The sequence below is a fragment of the Leucothrix arctica genome, from assembly GCF_003172895.1.
In the GTDB taxonomy this organism is placed as follows: Bacteria; Pseudomonadota; Gammaproteobacteria; order Thiotrichales; family Thiotrichaceae; genus Leucothrix; species Leucothrix arctica.
In genome coordinates this window covers 300,239-316,939 of record NZ_QGKL01000042.1, presented here as the reverse complement: position 1 = coordinate 316,939, position 16,701 = coordinate 300,239, and the positions used below count along the sequence as shown (strand labels likewise).

Genomic DNA, 16,701 nt, shown 5'->3' with positions numbered 1-16,701 from the left:
TTTGAAGTTTTTTTTGATACAAAAAAGCACGCTTACTGCGTGCAATGTTGAACTTCATTATAACCTAACTTAATAAGAATTATTCGTATTACCATTACCAACATTGTAATACTCTTGCCACTCTTCAGTGGGCACCATACTACCACCCGTTACCCAAATGATATGTGTGGCGTTATTGCTTAGACCACCTTGTGCCGCCATTACACGAGCGATACCAGCGACTCCAGCCGCTGATGATGGTTCGATTCTAATCCCTTCGGCGTCATAAACCAGCGCTAGTAATTTATATAGTTCATTATCATCTATGGTAAATACGCCATCCAACAAACCAGACATCGCCTTACACACTAAACCTGATGGTCTACTCACAGCCAAGCCGTCTGCAGACGTTAACCCATCTAAACCAAGATCTTGAGCGCTAATGTCTTCGTTTAAGCCAGTACCCATACCTATAATGATCGCAGGCGCGTGAGTTGGCTCTACAAAGTAGCAGTGCACATGATCGCCAAACACCAGCTTCATCCCAAAGCAAATACCACCCGGACCTCCGCCCACCCCACACGGTAAATAGATATACAGCGGGTGCTCCGCATCAACCGTAATGCCCTGCTCTATGAGTTGTTTTTGCATGCGTTTAGCCGCTACCGCATAACCCAGAAATAGATCTCTAGATGACTCATCGTCAACAAAGTGGCTATTAGGATCTTGCGATGACTCCAAGCGACCCTGCTCCACCGCATGGCTATAGTCTGACTCATATTCGATAACGTTAACGCCTTTAGAACGTAGTAAGTCCTTCTTCCATTGCCTTGCGTCTGCAGACATATGTACTGTCGCCTTTAGACCCAAACTAGCACCCATAATACCGATACTAAGCCCCAAGTTACCTGTTGAACCGACAACGATAGAATAATCACTGAAGAACGCTCTGAATTCTTCTGAATCAAAGGATTTATAATCGTCACTTATCGTAATTAAGCCATTAGTTATGGCTAACGTCTCGGCATATTTAAGCACTTCATAAATGCCACCACGGGCTTTTATAGAACCAGCAATGGGTAAGTTGCAGTCGAGCTTAAGCATCAAACGACCAGACAAAACTTCGTCATAATAGTTTTCTAACTTAGTGAGTGTTGCTGGTGCGTCAACTAACTCAGACTCAATAATGCCCTCTGACGTAACTGTTTCTGGAAACGCGCTCGCAATGTAAGAAGCAAACCTATTTAATCTGTCAGCAGCATCTTGAACATCATGTTGGGTAAAATCGACGGTCTTTAATGACTCATCAACAGACTTAAGCTGCGGATTTTGCCAGAAGACTTCTTTGGCTGCTGCTATGTCTATTATTTCAGGGAAAACACGTTGGTATTTATTGATCAGTTCTGCTGTTTGCGACATGAGGAAATCCATTTGTTGAATAACAATCAGTTATCACAAACACTCTCATTATGAAAAGTTTAAGGCAAGCGTTTCTTGGTAAGTCAAGTAGGTCTTGATTAAGGCCTGCTTGACTCCGCCTCTTGCAAGCAGGTGTACTTTTCATTATAAACTGTGAATACTGATCGTAATTTTCCGATGCATCAAACTACTTTGTTTTGGTCAATGCCTCTTCATCCATTTCAATAAGCATTGAAACGAGTTCTTCAGCAGTTAAACCATCATTATTCCACGCCTCTTCCAAGACCTTTTGTAAAAAGGATGCACGTAGCGGGTTCCCTATGCCAGTGAAACTAATCGTCTTATTATCTTTAAGCACCCACTGCTGGTACATTTCTTTTGCACAGGTGTCTAGATGGTTAACATTTACACCATGCCTTACAGGAATGCCGCCTTTCTTATTGGTATATTTCGCCTGTACTTCTGGGTCTAGTGCCACATCAAATAGAATGCGCTGCCCCTCTTCAATCAAATGGTCATTCACATTAAACATAAGAAATGAGTCGATGCTATAGACCATATAGCCTTTTGAGTCAGGCGCTAAAGAACACAAAAAATCTTCACCAGCGACGTATCCTTTCGCCGTTAACTCACTTTTAGCAAAATCACCTAAAAAATGCATAGCAGCTTTATTATCGCCAATCATGCTGACTGATTCGGCCCAACTTCTATCTCGTGCTTCCCTATCTGTAAATTTTTTCAGACCCAAGAAAGTCTCAAAACTACGAACCAAAGGTTTTTTCCATGGTTTGATGGATTGCCCTTTAATAAAGAATTGTTTGTAATTAACGGAACCCAGTTCCCCAAGTAAAACAGATCCCATAACAACCTGTAATTGCCATGCTTCTTTACTTAACGCAATAGGAACGTAACCTGCCTCTTTGATTACCAATGATTGCGTTAATACCTCACTCCAGGTTTTAGGTGGGGTAAGATTTAGCTCATCATAAATACGCTTACTGAACAGCGCGGAGTTCATAATATGTATACCCATTGGTAAACCAACCAAGCCATTCTCAGATGAGAGCCCTTTATAGACCTCTTTAAAAAGCACCTCTTCAATAGGCTGATCTCGCCATTTAGATGGCATTGGGTAGATTGCACTCATTTGCTCAAATGAAAAAGTATAGTCATTAGCAAGCCATTGTGTAACAGCGGGTGCATATCCCATAGAAATACGCTTTAGAATATTGCTCCGTAAGCTATCCCATGAAGCAATACGTGTCTCAACAAACTTAGCACCACGTTGCTCAACTGCCTTCCTAATCTCATCCACCGCTTGCAACTCACCTGGTTGGTTCCACCAGTGGCTAAGCTCAACTTCGGGTTGCCCACCTTTCGCTTGGAGAGCCGAACTATATATAATGGTGCAGAAGCTAACGATCGTTATAATTTTTATTTTTTTAAACATTTTTAGTTCCCCTCTATCAGGACTAAGCAGTCTCGCTCTTCATTGAGTCATCCATGCTCTCAGAAATTGCATCATAAGTGAGTACAGTAGAAATATGTCGTGACTGCATGTAACGACAACCTAGCTCTATCAATGTCTGCCTACCCTTGGCACTTTGTACATCTTGGCAAATCAGGGTCTTACCAACGCCCTCAGTGAAAGCAACTAACGAGCTAATATACGTTTGTAATGATTTATCTTTATCAGCTTGTAGCGTTAGTTTCTTATCGACTTTAAGCGTATCGAATGGGATTTTACGTAACTGCAGTAGGCTGCTATGACCTCGACCGTAGTGATCAATAGTGACCGGTATTCCAGCTTGTATAAATCTAGCTAATTGCTCAGTAACTGCGTCAAATGAGCGCTCATTAAACATCAGCTCTGATACTTCAATACCAATATATGAAGATACAGGCAGATTTTCAGACAGGTTGGTGACTAAGGTATAGGCTTCACCGCTAAGTAGTATTGATTGGCCAATATCAACAGTCATAGGAAGTATTTTCATGTCTTGTTTGAGCCAGTATTTGAAGTGCTTCTCTATAGTCTGAATGACTTGCTTAGTGATTTTTGTATCAAGAGAAAGTCGTGAAGCATCATCAATCCAATTTTCCTGTTGCAGTTGACCAAGCGTAGGATGTTGCCAGTGAACACGCGCTTCATAAGCGACGATATTTTGAGTTGTTATATCAATAATAGGCTGATAGAAAACATTAAATTTCTTTAGATCAACAGACTTAGATAAGTCGTCATCCTGTCTATCTTTTTCGCTTTGATTTTGCTGTTGAGCTTTACTACATAGCTGAAAACCATTACGGCCACTCTTTTTAACGCTATATAGTGCTTTATCTGCTGCCGCAAACATCTCTTTCTGATCATAACCACAACTTATGCCAGCGATTGCAGCACCGATACTGCAACTCGTGTGAAGTTGTACTTGTTCTATTTCTATAGGTTCACGTATGACTTCCAATAATTGTACAAGCCTCGACTTAAGGTCTATTTCATCATCCAATCGGTCAATTAATAAAGCATATTCGTCCCCACCAATACGATAAGCACACTCACCGGCCAATGGGTTTTCAAGCATGTCAGCCGCAACTTTTTGCAATATTGAGTCGCCGATATTATGACCCATTGAGTCATTAGTAATTTTGAAGTTATCAAGATCAATGAGCACTAAGCAGTAAGGCAAGTTTGTATTTTTAGTGGCTTCTAAATGGGTAATTCTGCTATTGAAAGCTGCTCTGTTGTATAACCCAGTAAGTGCATCATGATTGGCTTGGTAATCTAAGCGAGTGTTCTTACAAACGATTTCTTGATAGCTACTTTCTAGGCGCTTAGCCAGCGGTTTGAGTGTACTAAACCAAATAGCCCAAACAATACCAATCGCAAGTATCAGCATCACAACATATAACACTGCAAGTCGCTGATTTTGTTCAATTGAAGACTGATAAACTAGATGGTTCAGTGCAGTAATGCTGGTTGCTAAAGAGCTATTATGGGCAACGGAGGCATCAAGTGGTTCCCACAGTTTATTACCTGCACGCAGTGTATTTATGTTGTAACTTTCAATCTCTTTAATACGTTGCTGGTACTCACTCCAAATATCATCGATATTATAGATTTCAGCACTAATTTTTTGGTATTTATCAGCAGGAACAAGCGACCCAAGCGTTTTGAACTGATCATCTAAAAGCGACTGCAATCGCTCTGTGAGCAATGTAAATTGTGCTGAAGTACTGACAAAATCATTACGAATATTTCGTAATATTCTGTCACTATAATTTAGCGCTCCTCCCGGTTCAAAAAGTAAACTTAATTGCTCATTACTTTGATCAAGCGCTATTCGTAATTCATAAGAGACACTTGAGGATTCAAGCATAGTGTTCTGGAGCTTTAGGTTGTCTGAAACTAAAATATAACAAGTCACAATCAACAGCGACACGGATAAAAAAGCAAGGATGCTTATCCGATGAACATTATATTGTGTAATATATGATTTCAAAATCAGTACGCTTTATGATCACAATGGCTCCATAGACCTATAGTGTAACAGTAAAACAATTAATTTCTGTTTAAACAGATTAATGGCAGTCGTAGATGGTTAAAAAGGCGCCTACTTCTATGTAGTACATACTACCCTTACCTACTGTATTTTTACCATTACGATAAGCGCTAATTTTGTTTATCAGACTAAAGCCTTAGAAGTCCTCTAGATAACTATTAACTTTATAGAAAGCAGTATCGATTACTACGTGGTTTATCGTCAGGCTAAGCAGGAACTGCGATTAGCTTCTCCACGATCTCACGTAGCAAAAACGTCTCACGATGAATTGAAAGCCCTGCTTTAGGGCTTTCATCAATTACGCGTTGGTTATGCGTAATTGCTTCATGGATATTCACCCAAACCGGCTCCATACCATTTTTGATTTCATACGCTTCATAGGCTGTATCACCTAGCTCTTCATCAATATCGCAAACATAGCAAAACGACACCATGTGAATAATATCGGCATTAGGCTTATGCCAAGGGCGGTATTCATCGTAACGTGCAAAGTCTTTAACATTTCTAACACCTTGCGCACCCGTCTCTTCTTTTAGCTCACGAGTTAGGCCTTGAACATTATCTTCACCCTCATCTATACCGCCGCCAGGTAGGCTGTAATCATCATAGCGCTTGGTGTATAGCAGCAGGATCTTCTCATCCCGAATGATAATACCTCGAGCTGCATGACGGGTTACAAGCGTAAGGTCGCTCTCCGGTTCAATATCTGCAAGTGATACATCAGGGTGAATGGTGGTTTTCAAAAGTTGCATTGATGGAGATCCTAAAGCTGAGGCTTTACTGAGTTTTGTAGAATGTTTTTGGGTGATTCCTGGCGGTTATTTTCTAAAGACTAGCTTATTCCAAAGTAGCCCGCGCTCTTCTTCAATATTTTGAGACTCGCTCAACAACGTTGCACCTAGGTGTTCGAATAACGTAATCAAGGCTTTTGGATTGATAGGTGTGTATAGCTTGCCATCTTCTCTGTTGTCTTCAGCGTTGGTGCCACGAAAGCTTAGCAGTATGACGCCACCTTCTTTTGTGATGCGGAACAGATTGTAAACGGCTTCGCCAATTTGCGCTTCTGGTAAGTGCATGAGCACAGCCGCGCACAGCACGTTGTCGGATTGTTCACTTTCAATAGTGTTTAGCCTCGGAAGTGAATCTTGAATGAAGGGAATATCTGGGTACGAGACCATGGCGGTTTCTAGCATGCCTTCGGAAGCATCAACGCCTGTAACTTTGTAGTTATTCTCGTCCAGCCAGCAGCTGTCTCGGCCGGTACCGCTGCCTATGTCTAGGACAGTTGAGTTTGGTTTGAAGTGTTCAGAGATTGACTCATACACCGGAAGTGGTACTAGGGAGTGATGTAAGTCTGCTATTTTTTGCTGGTTAGCGTTGTAGCTAGCTACCGTCGATTGATCCATAAGGTTTAACTCTGCCAGTTATGTGAGTATTATTCGTTTTCAAAGTATAAAACACTGACTAGCTAATTAGAATTGTTTACACCTAATCTCTAATATTTAACGTTCAAGGCTACAAATCGACACATCAAACAATAAGCGTTATTCTGTAGATAATTACAACAAGATATAACGGGTATGAACTCACAAGAATTTCTTGATAAAGTAGCCAAAATCAATGTATGCAAAAGCGGCGATAAAAGGTCGCCACACAAACCTCTATTAATTTTGTTATGTCTTGGGCGTGTTTATGCTGGAAAACCACGCTTGGTTGGCTTTGATGAAATAGAAGAAGAGCTAGTGAGCATGTTATCGTACTTTGGTCCGCTTAGTGCTCGCAGTACACCACAACTCCCTTTCTGGTACTTGCAATCAGATGGCTTTTGGGAGCTACCAAAAACCGATGGCGTCATGACGAAGTCAGGCAGTATCAGCAAAAAAGTACTGAGAGATGACAAAATCTCTGGTGGCTTTACTATAGATATTTACGAACTTCTAAAGAATGACTCTGAGCTTGTTCAGAAAGTCAGTGATCTAATTTTAGAGATCCACTTCCCACCGTCTTTGCGACAAGAAATACTTGATGAAGCAGGTTTAGACTTTGAAGCGAACCTTGGTAGCGGAAGTGCTAAGAAAGCAAAGAGAGACCCTGCTTTCCGTAAACGTGTATTGGAAGCATACGATTACCGATGTGCCATCTGTGACTTTAGTGTTCGCATGGAAAATACGCCTGTTGGTTTAGAAGCCGCGCATATAAAGTGGTTTCAAGCCGGTGGCCCTGATGTTGAAAATAACGGCTTAGCGTTATGTTGCTTGCATCATAAGCTACTCGATCGCGGTGCTATTGCTTTTGATAACGATTTGAAAATTATCATATCTGAAAAAGCTAATGGGCATGGCGGGTTTCAAGACTGGGTATTGGACTTTGATGGTAAGCCACTTCGTACGCCTCGAAATACAGAATACTTACCTAAACCAGAGTTTACTAAGTGGCATATTAATGAGGTGTTTCAGGGGAAGTATAAGTATTAAAAGCCACACTATTCTACTTCTGCCAATCTTGTAACCGTAGTCCAGTAACACGAGCGAATTCACGAGTATTGTTGGTGATAAGTACAGCGTCATAAGCACGTGCAATTGCTGCAATCATCAAGTCATTAGGGCCGATGAGTTCGCCTTGAGAAGCAAGTGCCGCTTTAATCTGTCCATATTCTTCTGCGCAACGGTCATCGAAAGGTAAACTTTTAAATGCTATGAAAAACCGCTCAAGCGTCAACAAATTTGACTCTGTACGTTGGCTTTTTCTAGCACCATAAAACAACTCTGCTTTGACCACGCTACAAAGCACAAGGTCACTAGCAGAGTGTTGTTTGAAGTTATTTTTAACCGCAACTGATGAGCCGTTGATAAATTGAATACAAGTATTGGTATCTAACAAATACATCAATCTAACTCTAAACGTTGTTCGTATTCGCCTTGCTCACCGCGAGACAAAGGTTCACCTTCCCAAGCACCGAAAAGCTCGAAAAAATTCTCTGGCCACTCAGTACCAACGTCTTTTTTGATAAGCTCAGCTAAGTACTTAGAAACACTGGTGTGAGACTGCTCAGCTTTGTGTTGTAACTGCTCTGCGATAGAGTCAGGAACGTAGCAATGTAGTTGTGGCATAGATACCTCCAAATATATGTGGACTATTTGGATAGTATAAACAATAAATTAATAAGGTCAAACTAATGAGAAAAAACTCGGGTTAAACTGACAGCCATTACTTGCGTAAAGGGAGCTCCTAAAACGAGGTCGCTATTATTTCTTGAAGACGAGTTTGTACCTCAGAAGCCCGCGCACTTCTTCGATATCTTCAGTACTACTTAACAAGCTAGCGCCTAAGAATTCGAATGCAACAATCAAAGCTTCTGGCTTGATTGGATGTATAGCTTGCCGTTTTCTTTTTGTTACAAGCATTAGGTTAAACACTACTTCGCCGATTTATCCATTTTTACCTGTCAAAATATGTCGCTTAGCGCTGGTATCAAGTAATAAGTGCAACACGCTTTCCTGTAAAGGCCTCGAGTGGTGTTAAACCATCTAATATCTTTCGAGGTGTAAAATTTAATTGGATAAGGCGCTCGTTAATTTCTTTATCCGTTAGTGTGCCAAGATCAAATTTCTTCGGCCAAAAACGACGTATTCTGCCGTTCGTATTTTCACTCGTACCATGCTGCCAACTGGCATAAGGTTTTGCAAAATAAATAGCGACATTAGCTTGTTTGCTAACACGAACCTGGTCAGCAAACTCACCGCCATTATCCAGTGTCACGGTCTTCTTTATCTCTACTTTACTGAGTAAATCAATCAGCGCATTGCCAACATCTTTCTTGTTTTTGCTCCAAACTCGTTTGAATAGAGTGAAGAGGCTTTTACGCTCAACGAGTGTTACTAAGTATGCTGATTGACCATGGATCGTATCGCCTTCTCAGTCACCGAGTCGCGTGCGTTTATCAAAAATAGCTGGGCGCTCTGATATATCTTTTCGATTAGGAATGAGCTTTACACCCGCTTTTCTATTGCGTTTTCCACCTTTCCAGCGTGTCTTTCCATAGCAAGGTAATGCTTGATAAAGCACGCCTCCTTGACGTTTGTCTTTCTTTATTCGATGGTAAATCGTGCTGTGACTTAAACGCTCTTTTTGTGGGATTCCCTCTCGCTTCATTCGCTGGCTGATCGACCCTGGAGACCAGTCTAAACAAAGTCCTTTCCTAATAAGGTCATCCGTTTTATTACTGACTTTATGATGCTTTGCAGCCTCTTTCTGTCGGCCAATACTCTGGAGATGAGCGGAAGCGGCTTCATAACCGTTGGCAGACTTATTCCGTCTCAACTCACGGCTAACTGTTGAATAGTGAACGCCTACTTTGCACCCTATTTGACGTAAATTATGTTTAGTTTCTCGCAAGCTCCAAATTTGGTATCGTTGTGCCTGAGTTAGCTGGCGATAATGTGTGCTCATAGCAGACCTGTTTTTTGTGTGAGAACTGAAACGGTAACGCCAGTTAACTCACTTTTCAATCAGGTGCGTGTTGCACTTATTCTATTACTCCAGCGCAAACTCGATCGATCAAGCTTTTTGATTTATTTTTAATACTGCTTCAGCAGTATTGGAGGCTGAAATATCATTTGTTTTCCTCCACGCTCCAAGCCCCTTACGTTTTTTTATAACAACTACCCCTTTAATAGTATCGACCCTATAAGAAGTTTTTGCGTTTAATGTTAATACGTTTTCGTGAATAACCCAATCGGGTATTTCTCCTTTAAGATTATTTAGTTGTACGTGAAATGCTGACGCTGTGGGAAATCTTTTATCTGGATTTAGATGCGTTGCTTTTCTAATAACTCGCTTAAGGGAATCAGGTACACATACTGGCAAGGATGTAAGGTCAAGTATTTTTCCTTTGGTAATTTTGGACATAATACATTGATCAACAAAAATAGACTGATCAGCGCCTTTATCTAATTTATTATATTCTTTAAGCTCATTGCCAGAAAGCCAAGACACTTCATCATACGGCAAAGTCCCCCCAAGTAATTGATATAAAACTATGCCTGATTGGTAAATATCACCCTGAAAGCCATAAGAATTAGTTTTAACAGACTCGGGGGGTCTGTATAGAACAGCATGACTAGACGCGGGTATAGACTCAAGACCTTCAGGTACTAATTTTATTGAACCAAAATCACCAATAATTGCTTGGTAATTCTCTCCAACATATATATTTGCTGGTTTTAAATCTCTATGTAGATATCTCTTCTCATGTAGTGAGCCAACGCCCATGAGCAATTCACATGTTAAGTTTACTGCCTTGATGTTCCCAAGGCTTGTCTTGTATAAAACATCATCCATATCACCATATTTCACAATATGGTGTTACAAAGTAAGCCCACTCACCGTCGATCAAACCTGCATTTTGAACATTCAGTACATGAGGTGAGTTAATTGTTGCCAAAGTACTTGGTTCAGCATGATACTTCTCTTCTCCACCCCAATAATAGAATTTTACTGCTACTTTTATTTTTAAAATACGATTTTCACCAAAAAACAAATAGCCATTACCACCTTTCGTGACTTCTCGATGAAATTTAATGTCTTGAGAAAGCGACTTTAGTTGCTCAATAATTTCATTTGGTGCGTCTATCTGTTCAATAAAAAACTTAGTCATTCTAATTTTTACGTAAATATAATTCAGCAGACATGAAGGCGGCTTCTTGATATTTTTTTATATTATTGGGGATGATAAATGGATCTCTTTTATTTGCAGCTGCTATCCCTTGTCCAGAAATAAAACTAACATCACACACACCATTTAGTTGAACAAGTGCTTCCATTTTGAATGAGACTGCACCGCCTGCCATAGTTCCTTTTTTAGCTCTTTTTTTTATTACGATCATTTCAATATGGTTGTCTTTAATAAAGTTGACAACTGAATTATAGAAAGACCGCACATACTCAATTGACTCATCATCTCCAAGCTTAATTTTTCTCGGCTCGATATCTATAAAATAAAAGCCATCAACACCATGCTCCAAGACAACCAAAATTGCTTCGGATGATTTAAACTCAATACCACAAATTCGATTCATTCTTATAGCCTATAAAAGTTAAAGTGTAATGCTAGTTATAAAAGAGTAGGCAATTTTACGAGCGGGTTTATTCTAGTCTTGCCTTACCTGAGTCCTGCTGCTCAACAATCGGCTCAGCTCTACGATAAAGAGCAAGTAGCATCTTTAATTGAACTAGTTCGTTTTCGTTAGATATTTGCTGAATTGCTGTAATATGCTCATGTTTCAAATTAAAACTTTCTGATAGGTTTTTTACTGAATTTCTTACAAATTCTATGTCATCTCTTGATAATTTTGAGGCTGCTTCTTGTACATTTATGCTACCAAGCTTTCTTTTATGGTAGCTGCTAACTACAGAGTCATAAGTTTTGTTTATAGCAAATACAGATCCACAAAGTGTTGATACTAAAGTAGCAACATCTGCAGCGACACCTATTACACCGGTTAGCTCTATAAACCCTGGTGAGGCGTACTGTAACTTAGAAACTTGTAACTTATGTTCTTCATTTGTTAAGCCGTATGACCTTTGAAAAAAATTAATTACACTATAACCTCCACGCCAAGGGTAAGTGGAAAAATCCAAGTCGACATGCTTGCCAGAAGCCACACAATTCACAACATAAAAAAACTATAAAGCTGCCCGTACTCTTTTGTGACAACTGATAAGTCTTTCAGCTCCCATCTTTTATCAAGTAATATTGTAATATTCCCTACATTCATTCTAAATAACTACCCCTGTTTTAGTGTTTTAGATTCCCCAGTATTTATTCTGTATAGAGGCTTAATTATACAAAAAAAACGACTATATCAGACTACAGGGACACTAGCCTCATCAATCACACTCCAGTAATCTTGTGGTAGCCTCAATATAGTTATAAAGACACCAAATACAAACAAAAAAGGCACGCCAATTGGCGTGCCCTTCCCTCTAGTATCAGAGGTCAAATACCACTCAATTTTTACTTCGAGCTAAAGTACTCAATACGATTTTCAGTCGGAGCAACAATACCCTTACGGATAACAAAGTCACCAAACTGCTCACCCTTCTTACGGTCTTTCGCGTAGTCACCAAACATCACGTCTAGCTCAGCAAGAATAGTCGCCTCATCTACGTTTTCTTTATATGCAGTATTCAGACGCTGACCTTCAGCATCGCCACCAAGGTACATGTTGTAACGGCCCATTGATTTACCGATCAAACCAATCTCACCCATCACAGAACGTCCACAACCATTAGGGCAACCTGTCATACGGATCTTGATCTCATCTTGCAACAAGCCGTGCTTCTCAAGAGAAGGCTCAAGCTTAGTGATCAATGTAGGCAAGTAACGCTCAGCTTCTGCCATTCCCAAAGGACAAGTGTTCATAGACACACAAGCCAATGAGTTACGACGCATGCCGGACAACTCACGACCGTCAGCAAACTGACCATGCTCTTCAAGAATCTTTTCAATCTTCTTCTTGTCAGCCGCCTTAACGCCGTGGAACAACATGTTCTGGTTACCACTCAAACGGAAACCACACACATCAGCTTGAGCAATCTTTAAGAATGCACTCTTCTGCTGTAGTTCAGCAGTGTCTCTAACACGACCATGCTCAACGTGTAGCAACAAGTTCCACTTACCCGTGTGGTCTTTGTGCCAGCCGTATTGGTCAGCAGTCGTCTTAAATACTGCTTTACGTAGTGGTGCAAGCTCAAAGCCGCAACGCTCTTCAAGCTCAGTCTTAAACCAATCAAGACCGTACTTATCAACTGTGTACTTGAAACGAGATAGCTTACGGTCTTTACGCTCACCGTAATCACGTTGAATCATCATCGTCTCAGCACATACTTTAAGTACTTGCTCAGGCGTACAGAAACCAACTTCACTCGCTAGACGTGGCAATGTATCGTCACGGCCATAAGTCTTCCCAAGTCCACCACCTACTGCGACGTTAAAGCCAAGTAGTTTGTCATCTTCAACAATAGCGATAAGACCAATGTCATTAATGTAAACGTCGATGTCGTTATATGGAGGTGTCGCAATACCAATCTTAAACTTACGTGGTAAGTAGTGCTTGCCGTAAAGTGGCTCTAGCTCTTCTTCACCACCAGCGACAAGCTTCTTGCCTTCGCCTTTACCTTCGTCTAACCAAATCTCGTGGTAAGCACGACTCTGTGGCAACAAGTGCTCAGAGATAGTCTTAGCGTAGCCGTAAATCTCTTCGTTAGCTTTTTGAAGTGCTGGGTCAGGTGTCACCATTACGTTACGGTTAACGTCACCACAACCTGCAATACTGTCTAGCGCAACTTCGTCCATCATCTTGATGCTTTTATCAAGATCAAACTTAATGATGCCGTGGAACTGAACTGCCTGACGAGTACTTAACTTAATCGTCTCGTTACCGTAGGTGTTGCTGATCTCGTCACATTTCAACCACTGCTTCGACGTGAGTGCACCACCCGGCATACGCATACGAATCATGAATGAGTAAGCTGGCTCTAGTTTCTTTTCTTGGCGACGTATACGCTGATCGCGGTCATCCTGAACATAAGCACCGTGGAACTTGATTAGCTGCGTTTCCGCAGGACCAATGTTTCCAGTGATAGGGTCAGCAAATGCTTCGATCAAGTTACCACGTAGGTAGTCACTTTCATCTTTAAACGTTTCAACGTCAACACTGCCCGGCTCTACAACGCCTGGGACTTTTTTTATTGGAGTATTCATGATCTTAAATTACATCTCAAATATGTTCTATATGCCTGATTAATTTACTGAAAGACAACTTGTGAAAACCAGTAAGTCAATTAAGTATGAAGCAGTTAACTAAGTATAAGCTTAGTAAACGTCACGCTGGTAACGCTTCTCAGCAACTAGCTGATCTAGCCATTCGCTTGCTTCGTCTGCGTTGCGACCTGACTGCTTGGTAACGACTTCAATCAATGCTTCATGAACGTCTTTAGCCATACGGTGCATATCACCACAGATATAGATGTGTGCGCCAGCTTCTAGCCATTCATAGAACTGCTCAGCTTGCTCAAGGATACGTGTTTGAACGTAGATCTTTTGCTCTTGGTCACGAGAGAAAGCAACTGTCATTTTCTCAAGTACACCTGACTTAAGGTGCTGCTGCCACTCAGTTTGGTACAAGAAGTCTGTCTGGAAGCGCTGCTCACCAAAGAATAACCAAGTGTTACCTTCGATGCCTTTCGCTTCACGATCAAACAAGAAGCTACGGAAAGGTGCAACACCAGTTCCAGCACCGATCATGATGACTTTCGTGTCGCCATTTTCTGGAAGCTTGAAGCTTGCATTGTCTTTAAAGCTAACCCCTAACATATCACCTGTTTCAGACTTAGCTAACTGTGAAGAACATACGCCGCCATGGTCACGACCACGGTAGTGATATTCAACATGCTTAACGAGTACATGAACTTCTTCAGGACTCGCTTCTTCACTTGACGCGATAGAGTACTGACGTGGGCCCATAGGACGCAACCAGTCAACAAGTGATTGTGCGTCTAGCTTTGCAGGCCACAACTCAAGTACGTCTAAGATGTCTGCCGAATACAGTTCGTATTCTAGTTGTGACTTCTCTTTTGCTTGTGCTAGTAGTTCAGTGTTGCTTGTCAGTTCCGCGTATGCTTGTAGCTGCTTACGTGTTACGTGAGTTAATTCACGCTTAGCTGATAGTGCTTCGCGTAGTGTGTAAGTACCCTTCTTGATAGTCACAGACGTATCTGGATCTAAACCAAGGTTACTGATTACACCGCTTACCAAGTCTTCTGCGTTATTCGTTTGAATAGCAACAATGTCACCTGGTAGGTATTTGATACCACTGTCTTCTAAAGACAACTCAAGGTGAAGTACTGACTTATCCGAACCGTCATCTGTAAGAACAATGTTCTCAATGATTTCAGCTTGGAATGGATTTTGCTCTGTGTACTCAGTGCTGCCTGCTGCTGGAGGTGTAGCGCCCAATGCAATGCTTGACGTTACGCCACTTGCTTTCTCAAGTTGACTAAGTACAGCGTTGTGCCATTCTTCTGCTTCTTCAGCAAAGTCGACATCACTCAAAATCACATCGTTAAGACGAGTTGCACCTAACGCTGCAAATTTTGTATCTAGCTCAACACCAGTCTGGCAGAACTCATCGTAACTTGAATCACCTAGTGCAAGTACTGAGAACTTCATGTTATCAAGCTTAGGTGCTTTAGCGCCGTTGATGAACTTGAAGAAACCCAATGCTTCATCTGGCGGCTCGCCGTTACCATGCGTACTGATTACTGTGAAGAGGTACTCTTCTTTTTTCAGCGAGTTACCACGGTAATTTGCCATATTACTCAAAGTCACATCTTTACCTTGTGCTTCAAGTGCAGCGTGTAACTTCTCGGCAATCTTACGGCTATTTCCCGTCTGACTTCCGTACAAAACAGTCACTTTTTGAGCGACAGCCGGTGCAGCTGCTGCGCTTACTGATAAACCAGTCGCGCCAATGTCTACCTGCTGTGAAGATAGGCCATGTAAGTAACCGCTTACCCAAACCTGTTGAGCGGGCGAGAGACCGTTAACAACTGCTGAAGCTTGCTCAATTTGTTGTGGTGTCAAAAGTTGCATAATTTAATGAATCCCTTATCTGCGTTTTGTCTAAGACGCAGACTCTTATATTTTCGATGTCTGTGAAGTATATATAGAAGATTTGCTTCTAATAAAGTGATAACATTTGATATTTAAATCACTTTAAAAGATAACAAAGATGAAGATATTCCAACTCCAACTCCTAAAAACAGTACTCAATAATGGACTGAATATTTCGCGAGCAGCCGAACAGCACTTTGTTGTGCAAAGCGCTGTAAGTCGACAGCTGAGCTTACTCGAAGAGGAGCTAGGCCTACCGTTGTTTGAACGTAAAGGTAAGCGGCTCGTCAAGTCCACTGCGTTAAGCGACGCGATTGTACAGGAAGTTGACAACATTGAGCTATCTTTAGAAAATATTAGAGGGATTGCTGACGAGTTTCGTGACGGCGAAAAAGGCGAGATTCGCATTGCGACGACTCATATGCAGGCTAAGTACTTCTTACCGCCCGTCTTAAATGAGTTTAGACAGCGTTACCCGAAGGTAAAAGTTAACTTTTTACAGGGTAATCCCGCACAATTAGTGCAGATGTTACATGACCGTGAAGCAGATATTGCGATCTGTACTGAAGAGATTGCTGACGATAATGCTTTGGCGACTCATCATTGTTATGATTGGAACCATGCACTGATCATCCCTAGAGACCATGAATTAGCTAAGGGAAAGCTGAGCCTTGAGCGTATTGCTGAGTACCCTATTCTTACTTACGTATTAGGTTTTACAGGTCGCTCCAAAATAGAGAAAGCTTTTTTAGATCAAAACCTACACATAGATACGAGTTTTTCTGCGACTGACAGCGACGTGATAAAGAGCTATGTAAAGTTAGGTTTTGGTGTCGGGATTATCGCAAGTCTTGCGCATACCTTAGATGAGAACCAAGAGCTATTAATGCGCGATATGTCAGAGTTCTTCCCTGTGTCAGTAACCCGAATTGCCTATATGAAAGACAAACACCTCAAGAGCTATATGACTGATATTGTGGACATCTTAGAGTCGCACGGTGGTACGTTAAATAAACAGCTACAAAAGTCCTAATTACTTAGGTCTTCGTCTTATAATTAGACCTTAGTATA

The 16,701-nt window shown here is 41.2% G+C and carries 15 protein-coding genes and 1 pseudogene; 2 read left to right on the top strand and 14 right to left on the bottom strand.

From position 1 onward, the window contains the following. Window positions 1-69: 69 nt before the first annotated feature. The 5 genes from DKT75_RS18525 to DKT75_RS18505 form a co-directional block, all read right to left on the bottom strand. On the bottom strand, window positions 70-1,398 hold the full coding sequence (locus DKT75_RS18525) for a D-serine ammonia-lyase (protein WP_109825590.1): 1,329 nt from the start codon (window positions 1,396-1,398) through the stop codon (window positions 70-72). 187 nt (window positions 1,399-1,585) lie between these two features. Beyond that, on the bottom strand, window positions 1,586-2,848 hold the full coding sequence (locus tag DKT75_RS18520; RefSeq protein WP_109825587.1) for an ABC transporter substrate-binding protein: 1,263 nt from the start codon (window positions 2,846-2,848) through the stop codon (window positions 1,586-1,588). 22 nt (window positions 2,849-2,870) lie between these two features. Next, on the bottom strand, window positions 2,871-4,772 hold the full coding sequence (locus DKT75_RS18515; RefSeq protein ID WP_109825585.1) for an EAL domain-containing protein: 1,902 nt from the start codon (window positions 4,770-4,772) through the stop codon (window positions 2,871-2,873). 389 nt (window positions 4,773-5,161) lie between these two features. After that, complete coding sequence (locus DKT75_RS18510) at window positions 5,162-5,707, bottom strand: NUDIX hydrolase (RefSeq protein ID WP_109825583.1); 546 nt, start codon at window positions 5,705-5,707, stop codon at window positions 5,162-5,164. Window positions 5,708-5,773: 66 nt separating this feature from the next. Continuing rightward, on the bottom strand, window positions 5,774-6,361 hold the full coding sequence (locus DKT75_RS18505; protein ID WP_109825581.1) for a class I SAM-dependent methyltransferase: 588 nt from the start codon (window positions 6,359-6,361) through the stop codon (window positions 5,774-5,776). Between the two features lie 174 nt (window positions 6,362-6,535). On the opposite strand from DKT75_RS18505, the gene DKT75_RS18500 reads away from it, so the two are divergent. Then, window positions 6,536-7,429 (top strand): phosphorothioated DNA-binding restriction endonuclease, encoded by an 894-nt coding sequence (locus tag DKT75_RS18500; protein ID WP_109825579.1) that lies wholly within the window; start codon window positions 6,536-6,538, stop codon window positions 7,427-7,429. 13 nt (window positions 7,430-7,442) lie between these two features. On the opposite strand, the gene vapC is transcribed toward DKT75_RS18500, so the two are convergent. From vapC to DKT75_RS18455, 9 genes and pseudogenes are all read right to left on the bottom strand, one after another. Then, entirely contained in the window at window positions 7,443-7,841 is a 399-nt protein-coding gene (gene vapC / locus DKT75_RS18495; protein WP_109825577.1) for a type II toxin-antitoxin system tRNA(fMet)-specific endonuclease VapC, read from the bottom strand. After that, on the bottom strand, window positions 7,841-8,065 hold the full coding sequence (locus DKT75_RS18490; protein ID WP_109825575.1) for a hypothetical protein: 225 nt from the start codon (window positions 8,063-8,065) through the stop codon (window positions 7,841-7,843). The genes vapC and DKT75_RS18490 overlap by 1 nt, the downstream gene beginning before the upstream one ends. A gap of 361 nt (window positions 8,066-8,426) precedes the next feature. After that, a pseudogene (locus tag DKT75_RS22325) lies at window positions 8,427-9,404 on the bottom strand (IS30 family transposase). Between the two features lie 108 nt (window positions 9,405-9,512). Next, window positions 9,513-10,295 carry a protein kinase domain-containing protein gene (locus DKT75_RS18480; RefSeq protein ID WP_109825573.1) on the bottom strand — a complete coding sequence of 261 codons (783 nt, stop codon included), beginning with the start codon at window positions 10,293-10,295 and terminating at the stop codon, window positions 9,513-9,515. A 1-nt stretch (window position 10,296) separates the two neighbouring features. After that, window positions 10,297-10,611: a hypothetical protein gene (locus DKT75_RS18475; protein ID WP_109825571.1), complete on the bottom strand. Its 315-nt coding sequence runs from the start codon at window positions 10,609-10,611 to the stop codon at window positions 10,297-10,299. Window position 10,612: 1 nt separating this feature from the next. Then, a complete protein-coding gene (locus DKT75_RS18470) occupies window positions 10,613-11,032 on the bottom strand; it encodes a DUF3010 family protein (protein ID WP_109825569.1) in 420 nt (139 codons plus the stop codon). Between the two features lie 67 nt (window positions 11,033-11,099). Continuing rightward, window positions 11,100-11,618: a hypothetical protein gene (locus DKT75_RS18465; RefSeq protein ID WP_211665491.1), complete on the bottom strand. Its 519-nt coding sequence runs from the start codon at window positions 11,616-11,618 to the stop codon at window positions 11,100-11,102. 352 nt (window positions 11,619-11,970) lie between these two features. Beyond that, window positions 11,971-13,719, bottom strand: coding sequence for an NADPH-dependent assimilatory sulfite reductase hemoprotein subunit (locus DKT75_RS18460; RefSeq protein WP_109825565.1), 1,749 nt, complete (start codon window positions 13,717-13,719; stop codon window positions 11,971-11,973). A gap of 111 nt (window positions 13,720-13,830) precedes the next feature. Next, window positions 13,831-15,609 carry an assimilatory sulfite reductase (NADPH) flavoprotein subunit gene (locus tag DKT75_RS18455; RefSeq protein WP_109825563.1) on the bottom strand — a complete coding sequence of 593 codons (1,779 nt, stop codon included), beginning with the start codon at window positions 15,607-15,609 and terminating at the stop codon, window positions 13,831-13,833. A gap of 139 nt (window positions 15,610-15,748) precedes the next feature. Between DKT75_RS18455 and DKT75_RS18450 the strand changes: the two genes are divergently transcribed. Then, window positions 15,749-16,663 (top strand): LysR substrate-binding domain-containing protein, encoded by a 915-nt coding sequence (locus DKT75_RS18450; RefSeq protein WP_109825561.1) that lies wholly within the window; start codon window positions 15,749-15,751, stop codon window positions 16,661-16,663. Window positions 16,664-16,701: the final 38 nt, after the last annotated feature.